Source organism: Dactylosporangium sp. NPDC006015, assembly GCF_040614215.1.
Classification (GTDB): domain Bacteria; phylum Actinomycetota; class Actinomycetes; order Mycobacteriales; family Micromonosporaceae; genus Dactylosporangium; species Dactylosporangium maewongense.
Window position 1 is genome coordinate 36,370 of record NZ_JBEXUD010000068.1, and the last position, 13,991, is coordinate 50,360.

Below are 13,991 nucleotides of genomic sequence, written 5' to 3' on the forward strand. Positions count from 1 at the left end.
CGCGTCGGCCGGCTCCGGCGACGACTCCGGCACGGGCACGATGCCGTGGTAGACGGGGCACTCCGGCTCGCATCCGCCGTGCACCATGTCGGCCAGCGCGCGCTCCGCCCCCATGCACGTGTCGTCGACGTAGTCCAGCGCGAGCTCGCCGGCGAGCTGCCGCGCCTTCGGGCTGGCGATGCCCTCCTGCAGCCAGATCGCCCCGGCACCGGCCGCGGCCGCCTCCCGGACCAGACCCTCGGCCTCCTCCGCCGGCCGGAACACCTGCACCACGTCGATGTGCTCCGGGACGTCGGCGAGCCGTGCGTACGCGTGCTCGCCGAACAGGACCGTGGCGTGCGGATTGACCGGGACGATGTGCCAGCCCTGCTCCTGCAGCATCTTCGGCACCCAGTGCCCGGGCTTCTGCGGGTCGCGGGACGCGCCCACCACCGCGATCGTGTGCGCGCCGGCGAGTATCTGCCGTGGTGTACGCATCGTGATCAGCTCCTCGCTGTGAAGATGACCGGCGACACCTCCACTGTGCCACCGGCTCGGGACGCTGTTCGGTGCCGAACGGCCTGCTTCTTTGCGACCGCCGGCCCGGGCGGGGGTGCGGGCGGCTGTCACGCTGACGCCGAATGCACGGCGCCCGGCACGGGTGCGGCGTGCTCCTGGACGGTGCCGTGCGCGATGAGCGCGGGACAGGCCATGTCGCGCAGGACCCGGTGCATCACTGAGGGGCTCGGCGGCTGGTCGGGATCCGCCGGGCTGCGGGTGCCGAACACCATGAGCATCGCCCACTGCGAGGCGAGGGTCAGGGCCTCGACCGGGTCGCCGGGCTCGCTGCGCAGCTCCATCTCGACGAGGGGGTGCCGCGCGCGCCACGGCTCGGCCGCCGCCACGAGCGCCTCGTGGACGGCCGACTCGTCGCTGCTCAGGCACGGCCCGTGGTGCCGGCCTTCCCCGTGGTGCCGGCCGTGCAGCCACAGCTCGGGATGCTGCCAGACCTGGATGACGACGAGTCGCTGGCCGCGGTCGGCGGCCTCCTCGAACGCGAGGCGGAGCGCCCGGCGGGCCGGGTCCGACCCGTCGAAGCCGGCCACCACCGGGCCCGTCTGCGGCAGGACCGTGAACGGATCGGCCCAGCGTCGTGCCGCGTGGACCGCGAGCACCGGGCACTCCGCCCCCAGGCAGAGCTGGTCACACACCGAGCCGAGCGGGTCGGCCATGTTGTTGCCGCCGCCGTGGCTCGCCACGACGAGCAACCGGGCCTGCCGCGTATGGCTGCGCAGCACCTCGACCGGGGCTCCGACCTCCGTCACCCCGGCCGCGCAGACGCCGGGTCGCCATCGCACCGCCTCGTCCGCCGCCCGGACGGCGATGTCGGCGCTGCCCGGCGGCACGTCACCGGCGTGCAGGGCCGGGTCGATCGCATGGACGACGAGCAGCTCCCGGTTGTGCCGGCAGGCCTCGTCCGCCGCCCACCGCAGCGCACCGAGACTGTCGGCCGAACCGTCGACGCCGGCCACCACGGGTCCGTACCGGTAGCCCAATGTCGGCCTCCCTCCGCGTCCCCCGAAGTCCCCCGAACAGTCCCCCGAACACGTGCGTCCGGAGCCGGGCGGACCGCCGGCCGTGCCCGGCCCCCACGACCACGGGCGGCGATGCGGTGCCGCCACCACGTCGTCGGTGACCTGCCGCGCCGCCTGGACCGGCCCTGCCGGGGGCGCGCCGATGCCGCAGTCGCGGCTGCCAGCGCCCCGCACCACGTGCGGCGCTCGGGTCCAGCATGATCTCACCGCGGCGCTCTGTGCCAGCACGCCGGACACGAATCATCCGCATCAGGTGATCGATGCCGCGATCACCGTCGATCCGGAAGGGCAGGGGGCGCCGCGTCGGCTCCCGCCGGCGGGCCGACCTGCCCGGCGCGACAGGACCAACGCCTCGTGCGGCCCGCAGCCACGGCGACGAGGCTGGACGCCGGAACCACGACAGCACGGCGGCCAGTCGGCCGGTGCGGCGACGATCGGAGATGACCGGCGATGCGCTGGCGACTCGATGCCGGGACGACGGAGACCCTGCTGCGCGCCGCCGTCGCCGCGCCCTCCATCCACAACACCCAACCGTGGCGGTTCCACATCCACGACGGCGTGATCGACGTGCGCACCGACCCGGCGCGCCGGCTGCGGGTCGTCGACCGCGACCACCGCGCGATGCTGCTCAGCGTCGGCGCCGCCGTGTTCAACCTGCGCCTGGCCATGGCGCTGGACGGGTGGCTGCCGGTGCTGCGGCCGTTTCCCGCCGACGGCCTGACCGTGGCCCGGATCGAGCCGGGCAGGTCCGGCGCCCCCGGGCCCGGCCTGCGCGCGCTCGGCACGGCGCTCTTCCGGCGGCACACGAACCGCGGACCGTACGCCCGCGCCGTCGTCCCGGCCCGCGTCATCGACGAGCTGCGGGCGGCGGCAGCCGCGGAGGGTGCCGAGCTGACCGTGCTGGACCGGGTGCGGCGCGAGGCGCTGCTGACGCTCACCGCGGCGGCCGACGCCGCCCAGCGCCGCGACCCCGCGTACCGCCGGGAGCTGGCCACCTGGACGGCCGGCGGTCCCGGCCGCCGCGACGGCATACCGGCGGAGCTCACCGGCCCGCGCGACGTGCACGGCTGGCTGCCGGCACGCGACTTCGGGCTGCTGTCGGCGGACCCGGGCCGCCCGGCCGCCGTGTTCGAGCCCCATCCGCAGCTCGTCGTGCTCAGCAGCCGCGCCGACGGCCGCACCGCCCGCGTGCGGGCCGGCCAGGCCATGCAGCGGGTCCTGCTCAGCGCCACGGTGCGCGGCCTCGCCGCCCAGCCGATGACCCAGGCGCTGGAGATCCCCCGGCTGCGCCGCGCGATCGCGGACCCCGCCGACCCGTGGGCCCCGCAGATGATCCTGCGCATCGGCTACGGCATGCCGGTGCCCGCGAGCCCGCGCCGGGATCTGTCCGAGGTCGTCGTGGCGGCGGGCGCGCCCACCACCGCGGTGTGACGCCGCTGTCGCCGGCGCCTGCCTACGGTGGCCTTGCCGGCCTACAGCACCGTGGAGGCATGCGATGACACTGGCGACCGTGGCCCGGGCGATCGGCCGCGAATCCGTGCACCACTCCCGATGGAGCGACCTGTCCACCCGCGACCGGGCGGCGCTCGTGGTGGGGACGGCCGCGGAGATCACGCTCACCGCGATCGCCGCCGCCGACCTGTACCGGCGCCCCGCGTCGCAGGTCCAGGGGCTGAAGGCGCTGTGGTGGCCCGCGCTCGCGATCCAGCCGGCGGGCCCGCTGCTGTACCTCCTCGCCGGGCGGCGGCCGGACGAGCACGAGACGCGCCGCGGCCGGGCCCGGCGGCCCTGACCCGGCGACCCTGACACCGGGCCCCGCCGGACCGCCGCCCCGGTGTCAGGACGCCGGGCCGCCGACCGGCTCGTCGTCGTCGGCAGGAGGGCGCACCCGGGCGTCAGGGCCCGGGAAGACCAGCGCCTCATGGCCCGTGTCGAGCCAGCGCACCCTGTACGGCGGCGTGTGATCGGCGTGGCCGACCTCGGTGATGACACCGATCCGCCGGCTGTCGCCCAGGTGGGTGCCCTCGACGATCAGCCGGTCTCCGATGTTCGCCTGCATGATCCGTTCCTCCTCCGCTCGTCCCGCGAGCGGTCCCGCGGGGTCGGGGGTCTCCCTCTCGATCAACCGTGCGCCGCGCGCCACGCCGTTGCCAGGGTCTTCATCCTCTTCCGGTCGCCGCGTTGTCGTGGGCGGTCGGGGAGACGGCGGCACGCCGGCCATCTGCCACGTGCGGCGCGACGGCGCGCCGGGCAGAGCCCCGAGCGCGTGGCGGTCCGGGCCGCGCGGCCCACGGCGGGCGGGACCTTCTCCGGTGCCGCCGACCGTCCGCCGCGGTAAGGATTGAGGTGCGACACCCGCTGCCGGGCACAGGTCACGACGAGCGGAATGCCAAGGACGGCGACGAGGGCCGCCAGGTTCGCCATCACCAAGATGGTCACCGCACCGGGCTCCCCAACAGCGGGTGTCGTTTCGCGCCGGCCACCCGGACGTCAGACACGAAGCGCCGGCGCAGGACGACGGAACGCCGAAACGGCCAGGGGATCCGTGGAAGGAGACGCGTGATGGAGCACAAGCATGACGTCGTCGTCGGTGTCGACGGCTCACCGGAGAGCCTGGCGGCCGTGGACTGGGCCGCCTGGGACACCGCGCGCCGGGGACGCCGGCTGCACATCGTCCACGCGTACGCGTGGCCCGTCGCCCACCCGTCGCTGGGCGCCCGCCGGACACCCGCGCTGGACGAGCTCGTCCGGCACGCCGCCGACACCGTCGTCGACACCGCCGTGGCCCGCGCGCGCACCGTTTCGTCCCAGTTGCCGATCACCACCGATACGCCGATCGAGCCGGCCGCCGCCGCGCTGGTCCACGCCTCCGGGTGGGCCGGCACCGTCGTCGTCGGCAGCCGCGGCCTGGGCGGATTCGGCGGTCTGCTGCTCGGATCCGTCGGCGCGCAGGTGGCCGCGCACGCCGCCGGCCCGGTCGTCGTGGTCCGCCGGGGCGAGCCCGCCGCCGCCGTCGAGGCGGGCCGGGTCGTCGTCGGCGTCGACGGGTCCCACGACGCCGAGCACGCGATGCGGTTCGCGTTCGAGCAGGCCTCGTTCCGCGGGGTCGGGCTGACCGCGGTGCACACGTACCGCTGGCCCGAGTCCACCGGCCCCGGCGACATGCTGCCGCTCGTCTACGACACCGAGGACCTGCTCGACGACGAGCGGCGGGCCCTGGCGGAGTCGGTCTGCGGCTGGGCGGACAAGTACCCGGACGTCGACGTGCGCCGCCGCACGGTGCGCGGCGGTGCCGCGTCGGTCCTCAGGCGGCTGTCCCACGGCGCGGAGCTGATGGTCGTCGGCTCGCGCGGCCGCGGCGGCTTCACCGGGCTGCTGCTGGGCTCGGTCAGCCAGGCGTTGATCCACCACGCCGCCTGCCCGGTCGCGGTGGTGCGGTAGCCCGGCCGGGCCTCGCAGTCAGGTAGGGCGGTCAGGTGGGCGGGACCAGGACGGCGGCGCCGTTGACCCGGTCGGCGGCGAGGTCGGCGAGGGCCTCGTCCGCCGCCCCCAGGGGGTACTCCGTGATGCTCACCCGCAGCGGATGCTCCTGCGCGAACGCCAGGAAGTCGCGGCCGTCCTGGCGGGTGTTGGCGGTGACGCTGCGCAGCGTCCGCTCCTGGAACAGGTGGTCGGCGTACCGCAGGACCGGGATGTCGGTGAGGTGGATGCCGGCCACCGCGAGCGTGCCACCGCGGTCCAGCGCCGACAGCGCGACCGGCACCAGGTCGCCCACGGGCGCGAACAGGATCGCGGCGTCCAGCGGCTCCGGCGGCCGGCCGGCGGCATCGCCCGCGGACGCGGCGCCGAGGTGCAGGGCCAGCTGCTGCGCCTGCGCCGAGCGGGTCAGCACGTGGACCCTCGCGCCCTGCGCGATCGCGACCTGCGCCGCCAGGTGCGCCGACGCGCCGAACCCGTACAGGCCCAGGCGGCCTCCCGGGGGAAGCTCCGCCCGGCGCAGCGCGCGGAAGCCGATGATCCCGGCGCACAGCAGCGGGGCGGCGTGGGCGTCGTCGTAGCGCGGCGGCAGCCGGTAGACGAACGCCGCCGGCGCCACGCAGTGCTCGGCGAAGCCCCCGTCGGCGTGCCAGCCGGTGTACCGCGAGGACGGGCACAGGTTCTCCGCCCCCGCGCGGCAGTAGGCGCAGGCGCCGCAGGTGTGGCGCAGCCACGCCACCCCCACCCGCTCACCCACCCGCAGGTCGCCGGCGTCCGGCCCCAACCGCTCGACGTCGCCGACGACCTCGTGGCCGGGCACCACACCGGGCCGCAACGGCGGGAGGTCGCCTTCGGCCAGGTGCAGATCGGTGCGGCAGACCGCGCACGCGCGGACCCGCACGAGGACCTCGCCCGGCCCCGGCTCCGGTACCGGCGCCGAATCCATCCGCAGGGGACGCTGCTGGATGGGGCCCGGCCGCTCGACCCGCCACGCGGTCATCCGTCGCACCCGGCCTTCCTGCCCGCCCGGACGCCCACCATGCACGCACTGCGGTCCCCGTCGTCCGTTGCCGCCGGGCCCTGGCCGGCCACGCACCCGGCGCGGATGGTTGGTGGTGGGGACAGCGGTGGCGGTGCGCGCCGCCCGCGACGCCGGCCGGACACGCCCGCGCGACCCGCCGTCCCGGCGACGGCGCAGGAGCGATCGTATGGAGCTGCCATGTCCACGTCATCCGTCCCGGCCACTGCTGTCGTCGCCGGCGTCGACGGCTCCGCCGGCAGCATGCGGGCCGTGCGGTGGGCCGCTGCCGACGCCGCCCGGCGGCACCGGCCGCTGCACCTGCTGCACGCGCACGACTGGCCCGACCTGGTGTACCCGCCCGTGGGGTTCGCGCTGCCGGTCGCCTACGAGACCGACGTGCGGGCGACGGCGGCCCGGGTGCTCGCCGACGCCGTCGTGGTGGCCCGTGACGTCGGCGCCGACCTGCGGATCACCACCGAGTTCACGACCCGGCTGTGCGTGCCGGCGATGCTGGCCGCCTCTCGGCTGGCGTCGCTCGTCGTCGTCGGCAGCCGCGGCCTCGGCGGCTTCGCCGCCCTGCTGGTCGGCTCGACGGGAGTCGAGCTCGCCGGGCACGCCGCCTGCCCGGTGGTGATCGTCCGGGAGGTCGACCTTGCCGACGGGCCGCACGCCGGCCGGGTCGTCGTCGGTGTCGACGGCTCGCACGGCGCCGACCTCGCGCTCGGCCTCGCGTTCGAGCAGGCGGCGTTCCGGCGGGCCGGGCTGACCGCGGTCACCGCGGTCCAGTGGCACGTCGCCGGGCAGAGGGACGGGGTCGCCCCGCCGGTGCACGGCGAGCACGCCGAACTGCTCAGTGCGCGCCGGGTGCTCGCCGAGGCGATCGCCGGATGGCAGGAGAAGTACCCGCAGGTCGACGTCCAGCTCGAGGCCGTCGCCGGACGTGCCGGCGGCGTGCTCGTCGACGCCTCGGCCGCCGCCGAGCTGCTGGTCGTCGGTGCCCGCGGGCACGGCGGCTTCACCGGGCTGCTGCTCGGCTCGGCCGGCCAGGCCGCCGTCCACCACGCACACTGCCCGGTCGTCGTCGTCCGCCCGCCGAGGTGACGCGGCGGCCACCCGACTGTCAGGAGGGCCCGCGATGACGAAACGCGCCCTGGTCTGTTACGACGGTTCCGCCGCCGCGAACGCCGCGCTGCGGGCCGGCACGCAACTGCTGCCGGACGCGCACGCCTGGATCGCGTACCTGTGGACGCCACCGTTCGCCGAGGAGGGCCTCCGCCGGCGGTTGTGGGCCGGCCGGGACCACATCGAGGAGTTCGTCGAGGCGCTGCGCGGGGAGGGGGCGTGGCGGGCCGAACAGGTCGTCGTCACCGGGGTCACGATCGCCCGGACCGCGGGCTGGCGCGCCGAGGCCCTCACCCGGCCCGCCGAGGGCGGCGAGGGGTTCGAGCTGGCCAGGACCGCCGCCGCCCTGGAGCCCGACGTGGTCCTCATCGGCTCCCGTGGCCTCGACGGCTTCCGCGCGGTCCTCGGCAGCGTCTCCGACGTCCTCGTGCACTACAGCCCGAAGCCGGTGCTGGTCGTGCCGTATCCCATGCTCATGCGGGACGCCGCGGCGGTCCCGGGCGGACCGGTCGTCGTCGGCTGGGACGGCTCCCCGGGCGCCTCGGCCGCGGTCGTGGCCGCCGACCGGCTGCTGCCGGAGCGGGAGGTGGTGCTCGTGTCGGTGCACGACAGGGCCGAGGAGTGGCCGTCGACCCCGCCGCCGGACGGGAGCCGGTCCGTCAAACCGGTCCTGGTCCGGCCGGGGAACGGAACACCGGGACACGCCATCGCCGACGCCCTCGGCCGGTACGCGGCGGACCGGTCGGCGGCACTGGTCGTCGTCGGCTCGCGGGGGCGCTCGGCGGCACAGGAGATCATGCTCGGCAGCGTGGCGATGGCCACCCTGCACCACGCCCACCGGCCGGTGCTGGTCGTCCCGCGGCCCCACGGTGCGCCCGCCGGTACACCGGCGGGGCGGGGCGCCGCCTGAGGCACCGCACCCATCCGCCGGGTGGCCCGACCAGGATCGGGTACCAGGGTCTGCGCGCGGTCAGGGCCGGTCGGCGCATGCGCCGGTGTCGCCGCCCGCGGTGGACGGGACCATCGGCCCTTCCGGCCGGCGCGGCGGTGGACGACCGTTGAAGACACCGCCGCACATCGTGAGGAGGCCGTCATGACCACCATCCAACGGCCGGTGATCGTCGGCGTCGACGGCTCGCCGGCCGCGTTCGGCGCGGTCCGCTGGGCCGCCGACGAGGCGGTCCGGCTCCGCCTGCCGCTGCGCATCACGCACGCCCTCGGCGTCCCCGGCCCTCCGGAGGAGGTCACCGACGAGCAGGGCCTGGTCCTGAACGCCGCGGTCGAGGCCCGCCGGTGGTATCCGGGCCTGCACGTGACGACGTCGACGTGGTTCGGGCAGCCCGCGCACGCGCTGCGCGAGCAGTCCCGGCACGCCGAGCTGGTCGTCGTCGGCAGCCGCGGGCACGGCGGCTTCCACTCGCTGCTGGTCGGCTCCGTCGGCGTGCAGCTCGCCGGTTACGCGTACTGCCCGGTCCTCGTGGTGCACCACGCCGAGCGCTGGTCCGGGCCGGAGGCGCAGCTGCCGTCCCACGGGCCGGTCGTCGTCGGCACCGACGGGTCCGCCGGCGGCCTGCTGGCGCTGGAGGCGGCGTTCGGCGAGGCGTCGGCCCGCCGGGTGCCGCTGGTCGCGGTGCGCGTGTGGCAGCCGCCGACGAGCCGCCTGGCCCGCCGCCCCGACCCGGACAAGCTGGCCGCCGAGCTCGACGCCGACCTGGAGCGGCTGCGGGCGAAGGACCCCGCCGTCGAGGCCGAGGCGCGGGTGCGGCAGGGCGTGCCGGTGCCGGTGCTGCTGGACGAGGCGCGGGACGCGCTGATGATCGTGCTCGGGGCGCGGGGGCACGGGGGCTTCACCGGGCTGCATCTCGGTGCGGTCGCCCAGCACGTGCTCGAGCACGCGGACTCGCCGGTCCTCATCGCCCGGCACTGACGGCACCACGCGCCGCCGGGCGGGGCCGGAGGTCCCGCCCGGCGAGGAGACCCCGGCCCTGTCCGGCCGGACCGTCACGAAGGAGGACTGCGATGGACGCACAGCGGATCGTCGTCGGATTCGACGGGTCGGGCGAGGCCCGGGCCGCCGTCGACTGGGCCGTGGACGAGGCCGAGCGGACCGGGTCGCGCCTGCACATCGTGTACGCCTACCAGCTCGCCTGGCCCGGCGGGGAGTACGCGGGACCGGCCGGGGAGATGGCCGCCGAGGCGCAGGAGCGTGGCGACGCGTTGATCGCCGAGATCGTGGAGCATCTCCGCCGGCGCGGCACCGGCGTCAGTATCGACGGCACGGCGGTCCATGCCGCGCCGTCACCGACCCTGCTCGAGCTCGGTGACGCGGGCGCCCGCCTGATCGTGGTCGGCAACCGTGGCGGCGGCGGGCTCACCCACCTGCTGCTCGGGTCGGTCAGCCAGCAGGTCGCCACGCACGCGCGCACCCCGGTCGTCGTGGTGCGCGGCCGGGCCGCGGCCGGCGGCCCGGTGGTGGCCGGCGTCGACGGCTCCCCCAGCTCCGACGCCGCGCTGGGTGTCGCGTTCGAGGCGGCGCGGCTGCGCGACACCGGCGTGCTCGCCGTCCGTGCCTACCTGCCACCCATGGTCACCTCCCTGCCGTACGCCATGATCGAGGCGACGGAACAGCAGCTGCTGGAGGCGGCGGTGGCCGGCTGGCGGGAGAAATACCCGGCCGTCGCGCTGGAGACCCGGCTCGTCAACGGCCGGACGGCCCAGGCGCTGCTGGACGCCTCCGGCACCGCCCAGCTGGTCGCCGTCGGCAGCCGCGGGCACGGCGGGTTCGCCGGCCTGCTCCTCGGCTCCGTCGGCCAGCACCTGATGCACCACGCCGCGTGCCCGGTGCTGATCGTCCACGCGCCGGCCGCCCCTTGAGCACACCGGCAGCGTGCGGCCCGGCCCGGGGTCAGCCGCGGACGAGGTCGGCGGCGGCGCGCAGCTGCCCGACCGGTGCCGGGCGGGCCAGGTGGTACCCCTGCGCGTACCGGCAACCGAGGCCCACGAGCTCGGCGAGCTGCTCGGCGTCCTCGACGCCCTCGGCGACGACCCGCAGGCCGAGGGTGTGCCCGAGCTGCACGACGGCGGCGAGCAGGCCCCGGTGGCGGTCGCTGCCGACGAGCCCCTCGAGGAACGACCGGTCGATCTTCAGCACATCGGCGGGGATGTCCCGGAGGTAGCCCAGGGACGAGTACCCGGTGCCGAAGTCGTCGATGGCGATGCGCACGCCCGTCGACCGCAGCCGCTCCAGCCGCGGCGCGGTGCCCGCCACGTCGCGCATGAGGGTGGTCTCGGTGACCTCCAGGACCAGCGCCTCGGGGCGCAGGCCCGTCTCGCGCAGCGTCCGCGTGACGAGGTCCGGCAGGTCGGGGCTGTCCAGCAGCACGGCGGAGATGTTGACGGTGATCCAGTCGGGGGCGCCCGCGGCGTCGTCGTCCTGCCACGCGCGCAGGGTCAGGCAGCTCTCCCGCAGTATCCACCGGTCGATGTCGGTGATGAGCCCGGCGCTCTCGGCGAGGGGCAGGAACGTGCCCGGCGCCCGCAGCCCGGCCGCGGGGTCCTGCCACCGCACGAGCGCCTCGACGCCCTCGGTGCGGCCGGCGAGCGTCTCGACGATCGGCTGCAGGTGCAGGCGCAGCTCCCCGCGCTCGATGGCGGTCTTCAGCCGGCGCTCCTGGTCGAGCTGGTCGACGATGCGGGCGTGCATGTCGGCCTGGAAGTCCACGCAGCGGGCCTTGCCCTGCTCCGAGCAGCCCGCCGACCAGGAGCACGAGCAGCACACCGGAGCCGCAGACGACGGCGATCGTCAGCTGCGCCCGGCCGGTGGAGGCGACCATCTCGTCGTAGAGGGGGGTGTATTCGAGGATCACCGCGCCGAGTGTCACGTCGTCGCGGCCGACGAGCGGGACGACGACCTGTTTGATGCCATCCGGGTGGTCGTCGCTGACCTCGACGAATGTCCGCGGCACCCGGTCGCGGATCGTGGCGCCGACCTGGTCCGCGGTGTCATGGTCGAAGGTGGTGCCGACGTGGTCCGGGACCGCGCCGCCGAGCACCACCTGCCGGCGGTCGACGACGACGATGTCGCGGCCCTGCAGGTCGCGCAGCCGCCGCAGGTAGGCGTCGAGCCACTCAGGTCTGTCGTACAGCGGGCCGGGGTCCTGCTCCCCGGCGGAGTCAGGTGGCAGCCCGAACGCGACGTCCCTGGCCACCCCGAACGCGACGTGCTCGGCCTCGGTGATCGCCGCGCGGCGCGCGGACCCGACGTCGACCCGCCAGGCCACCACCCCGACGAGCGCCACCAGGACCGCGACCAGCAGGTACCCACCGACCAGCTTGCGCCGCAGGGTCACTGCCATCCTCCAGGAGTCAGTCGTCAACCGCACTATCGGCCGCCGGACCCCGGGCCTGAAGACTTGCCGCCGCGCGTCCCCGAACGACCCGGCCGGCGACAGGGCCGTAGGTCCTGCCATCGGAGGGCTCGCGGCTCTACCTGGGACCGGCCGGGGCACGTTGTCTGGAGGCGGAGACCACCACACGACGGTTGAGGTGAGATCGATGATCACCGCGCACGATCTGCTCGTCGAGCATCCGTTCATGGCCGGAGTGCCGGACCGGTTCCTGGAGCGCATGGCGCACTATTCGCACCGCGTGACGGTCCGCGCGGGCACCCGGCTCTTCAGCGAGGGCGGCAGGGCCGACAAGTTCTGGCTCATCCGTGACGGGCTGGTGAGTCTCGACACGCGCCTGCCCGGCCGCGGCGACGTCGTCGTGGAGACCATCGGCGCCGGACAGGTGGTCGGCTGGTCGTGGCTGTTCCCGCCGTACCGCTGGCACTTCGGCGCCACGGCCGACACGCCCGTCCTGGCGATCTGCTTCGAGGCCGCGGGCGTCCGCGCGATGTGCGCCGACGAGCCGGAGCTCGGCTACGAGCTGACCCGCCGCCTGATCGAGGTGGTCGTCGCGCGGATGCAGGCGACCCGGCTGCGGATGCTCGACCTGTACCGGGAAACAACGCCGACGCGGTGACCCCCGCCTCGCGGCCGCGCCGCCGCGGTGCCGAATCACGCCGGTTTGTGGCAGGTCCGCGAGTACCGTTGGAACGGTCACGCCTTCACCCAGCACGACGGCCCGCTCAGCTTCTTCGGTCGACCCGGCGGTCGCCGAGGATCGCCGGCGTCGCAGCACCGCTGTTGGTGACACGTTCGCGGGCAGGGCCGCCACGGCCCAGGCGCCCGCCTTCCGTCCGAGATCGACGCGAGCGCCCGGACCGCGGCCCGGCCGCGGGACCGTCGGAGGTGACGCGTCGCCCCGCGACGCGACGAACGACCGGACTGGAGGAGATCATGCCCACGACCAAGCACTGGACGGTGGACCTGCTGATCGGTGAGACCGAGGGGGAAACCCACGCCGAGGCCCGGCTGCACGCCAACGACGACAGCCACCAACTCGGCGTCGGCCGGGCCCGTCTCAACCCCGCCGACGAGAACGTGCCGGAGATCGGTGACGAGCTCGCCGTCGCCCGCGCGCTCAACGACCTCGGCCACCAGCTGCTGCTCTCGGCGGCGGCCGACATCCAGGCCATCACCGACGAGCGCGTGCGGCTGCTGGCCTGACCGCGCCCGCCCGCACCTGCCGGACCGGAGGCCGCCGGTCCGGCAGCCCGATGCCGACATGCGCCCGACCCGGGCGCTCACTGGGAGGCCCGGGTCGGGGGTTCGGGGGTTGCGGGTGACGGTCAGGCGCTGACGAGCGCCTGGTCGGGGACCGCGAAGCCCTTGGTCCCGGGGGTCGCGGCGGCGTGGACGAGACCGGCGGCGCCGAGCAGGAGCAGCAGGCCGGCGGCGAAGTACGCGACGAGCGCGGCCTGGCCGGCCTTGGCGCCGAACTCGCTGAAGCCGTACGAGGTGAGCAGCAGGCCGCGCAGGGTCTCGCCCTTGAACACGGTCTCGCGGGCCGTGTTGGCGTCGGTCAGCTGCTTCTGCAGGTCGGCGGCGGCCGGGTCGTCCTTCGGCAGCGCGGCGATCTTCGCCTTCAGGTCGGCCTGGACGTCACCCATCTGGGCGTAGGTCTTGCCGCCCGCGATCGACTTGAGGTGCAGGCCGATGAACTCGTTGGCGTAGCACTCCGCCTGCTTGCCGGTGGTCAGCTGCTGACCGGCGTACTTGACCAGGCAGGCCGACTCCTTCTCCTCCGCCGTCAGGGTCGCCGCCGGCTTGAAGGAGATCTGTTGCTGGCCGAGCTGGTCCTTGACGTAGTCATTGGCGAAGTTCGCGTTGCTGGTCAGCACCAGACCGGCCACCAGCAACAGCCCTGCCAGGACGACGAGGCCGAGACCGACGAGGATGTCGAGCGTCTTGCGCTTCATGGCGTGCCCTCCGGGGCCTTGGAAAGTGCGTCGATGTGATGGCATCAGCCTGTGGCACTGGCACCGGCCCGCCACAGAGCACAACCACCCACATCGACGGGACCTACGTCCCGGGGCACCGCGGGACCTCCGGCCGGTCGATGCCGAAGGGCCGGTTCAGTGCCGAGGGGCTGGTTTCAGTGCCGAGGGCCGGTTCAGTGCCGAAGGGCTGGGGCGGCCCGGGACTTTCGGCCCGCCCGCGCGGGTGGCCACCGGGTGACAATGAAGCCATGATTCGGGTGTATCTGCTCGACGACCACGAAGTCGTCCGGTTCGGCCTGCGCGAGATGCTCGAGCGGGAGGGTGACATCGAGGTCGTCGGCGAGTCCGGGTCCGCCGTCGACGCGACGCACCGCATTCCCGCGCTGCGGCCCGACGTCGCCGTGCTCGACGG

15 protein-coding genes and 2 pseudogenes are annotated in these 13,991 nt (G+C 75.3%); 11 read left to right on the forward strand and 6 right to left on the reverse strand.

The window, feature by feature from the left end; all coding sequences use genetic code 11:
- Positions 1-111: 111 nt before the first annotated feature.
- Positions 112-477, reverse strand: a pseudogene (locus ABZ321_RS54070) (CoA-binding protein); the annotation flags it as partial.
- 128 nt (positions 478-605) lie between these two features.
- Positions 606-1,535 (reverse strand): universal stress protein, encoded by a 930-nt coding sequence (locus ABZ321_RS54075; RefSeq protein ID WP_344505849.1) that lies wholly within the window; start codon positions 1,533-1,535, stop codon positions 606-608.
- 489 nt (positions 1,536-2,024) lie between these two features.
- Here ABZ321_RS54075 and ABZ321_RS54080 point away from each other — a divergent pair, with 489 nt between their 5' ends.
- Both ABZ321_RS54080 and ABZ321_RS54085 read left to right on the forward strand, forming a co-directional pair.
- Complete coding sequence (locus tag ABZ321_RS54080; RefSeq protein WP_344505850.1) at positions 2,025-3,005, forward strand: nitroreductase family protein; 981 nt, start codon at positions 2,025-2,027, stop codon at positions 3,003-3,005.
- A gap of 64 nt (positions 3,006-3,069) precedes the next feature.
- Positions 3,070-3,366 carry a PLDc N-terminal domain-containing protein gene (locus ABZ321_RS54085; protein ID WP_344505851.1) on the forward strand — a complete coding sequence of 99 codons (297 nt, stop codon included), beginning with the start codon at positions 3,070-3,072 and terminating at the stop codon, positions 3,364-3,366.
- Positions 3,367-3,411: 45 nt separating this feature from the next.
- Here ABZ321_RS54085 and ABZ321_RS54090 read toward each other — a convergent pair whose 3' ends face one another.
- Positions 3,412-3,633 carry a DUF1918 domain-containing protein gene (locus ABZ321_RS54090; protein ID WP_344505852.1) on the reverse strand — a complete coding sequence of 74 codons (222 nt, stop codon included), beginning with the start codon at positions 3,631-3,633 and terminating at the stop codon, positions 3,412-3,414.
- Between the two features lie 503 nt (positions 3,634-4,136).
- Here ABZ321_RS54090 and ABZ321_RS54095 point away from each other — a divergent pair.
- On the forward strand, positions 4,137-5,015 hold the full coding sequence (locus tag ABZ321_RS54095) for a universal stress protein (RefSeq protein WP_354904229.1): 879 nt from the start codon (positions 4,137-4,139) through the stop codon (positions 5,013-5,015).
- A 31-nt stretch (positions 5,016-5,046) separates the two neighbouring features.
- Here ABZ321_RS54095 and ABZ321_RS54100 read toward each other — a convergent pair whose 3' ends face one another.
- Positions 5,047-6,051, reverse strand: a complete 1,005-nt coding sequence (locus tag ABZ321_RS54100) for a zinc-dependent alcohol dehydrogenase family protein (protein WP_354904231.1) — start codon at positions 6,049-6,051, stop codon at positions 5,047-5,049.
- 219 nt (positions 6,052-6,270) lie between these two features.
- Between ABZ321_RS54100 and ABZ321_RS54105 the strand changes: the two genes are divergently transcribed.
- The 4 genes from ABZ321_RS54105 to ABZ321_RS54120 all read left to right on the forward strand — a co-directional run bounded on the left by ABZ321_RS54105 (position 6,271) and on the right by ABZ321_RS54120 (position 10,068).
- Positions 6,271-7,173 (forward strand): universal stress protein, encoded by a 903-nt coding sequence (locus ABZ321_RS54105; protein ID WP_344505855.1) that lies wholly within the window; start codon positions 6,271-6,273, stop codon positions 7,171-7,173.
- A gap of 34 nt (positions 7,174-7,207) precedes the next feature.
- Positions 7,208-8,104 (forward strand): universal stress protein, encoded by an 897-nt coding sequence (locus tag ABZ321_RS54110; protein ID WP_354904234.1) that lies wholly within the window; start codon positions 7,208-7,210, stop codon positions 8,102-8,104.
- A gap of 183 nt (positions 8,105-8,287) precedes the next feature.
- On the forward strand, positions 8,288-9,121 hold the full coding sequence (locus tag ABZ321_RS54115; protein ID WP_344505857.1) for a universal stress protein: 834 nt from the start codon (positions 8,288-8,290) through the stop codon (positions 9,119-9,121).
- Positions 9,122-9,213: 92 nt separating this feature from the next.
- Positions 9,214-10,068 (forward strand): universal stress protein, encoded by an 855-nt coding sequence (locus tag ABZ321_RS54120; RefSeq protein WP_344505858.1) that lies wholly within the window; start codon positions 9,214-9,216, stop codon positions 10,066-10,068.
- Between the two features lie 31 nt (positions 10,069-10,099).
- Here the strand turns inward: ABZ321_RS54120 and ABZ321_RS54125 are convergent, their stop codons facing one another.
- Positions 10,100-10,915: an EAL domain-containing protein gene (locus tag ABZ321_RS54125; RefSeq protein ID WP_354904237.1), complete on the reverse strand. Its 816-nt coding sequence runs from the start codon at positions 10,913-10,915 to the stop codon at positions 10,100-10,102.
- Here ABZ321_RS54125 and ABZ321_RS54130 point away from each other — a divergent pair.
- The 3 genes from ABZ321_RS54130 (at position 10,896) to ABZ321_RS54140 (ending at position 12,806) form a co-directional block, all read left to right on the forward strand.
- Positions 10,896-11,738: a hypothetical protein gene (locus tag ABZ321_RS54130; protein ID WP_354904240.1), complete on the forward strand. Its 843-nt coding sequence runs from the start codon at positions 10,896-10,898 to the stop codon at positions 11,736-11,738. The genes ABZ321_RS54125 and ABZ321_RS54130 overlap by 20 nt on opposite strands.
- Positions 11,739-11,748: 10 nt before the next feature.
- Positions 11,749-12,219 (forward strand): cyclic nucleotide-binding domain-containing protein, encoded by a 471-nt coding sequence (locus tag ABZ321_RS54135; protein WP_344505860.1) that lies wholly within the window; start codon positions 11,749-11,751, stop codon positions 12,217-12,219.
- A 317-nt stretch (positions 12,220-12,536) separates the two neighbouring features.
- Positions 12,537-12,806: a DUF1876 domain-containing protein gene (locus ABZ321_RS54140; protein WP_344505861.1), complete on the forward strand. Its 270-nt coding sequence runs from the start codon at positions 12,537-12,539 to the stop codon at positions 12,804-12,806.
- A 122-nt stretch (positions 12,807-12,928) separates the two neighbouring features.
- On the opposite strand, the gene ABZ321_RS54145 is transcribed toward ABZ321_RS54140, so the two are convergent.
- Positions 12,929-13,558 (reverse strand): hypothetical protein, encoded by a 630-nt coding sequence (locus tag ABZ321_RS54145; RefSeq protein WP_354904243.1) that lies wholly within the window; start codon positions 13,556-13,558, stop codon positions 12,929-12,931.
- A 269-nt stretch (positions 13,559-13,827) separates the two neighbouring features.
- Here ABZ321_RS54145 and ABZ321_RS54150 point away from each other — a divergent pair.
- A pseudogene (locus ABZ321_RS54150) lies at positions 13,828-13,991 on the forward strand (DNA-binding response regulator); the annotation flags it as partial.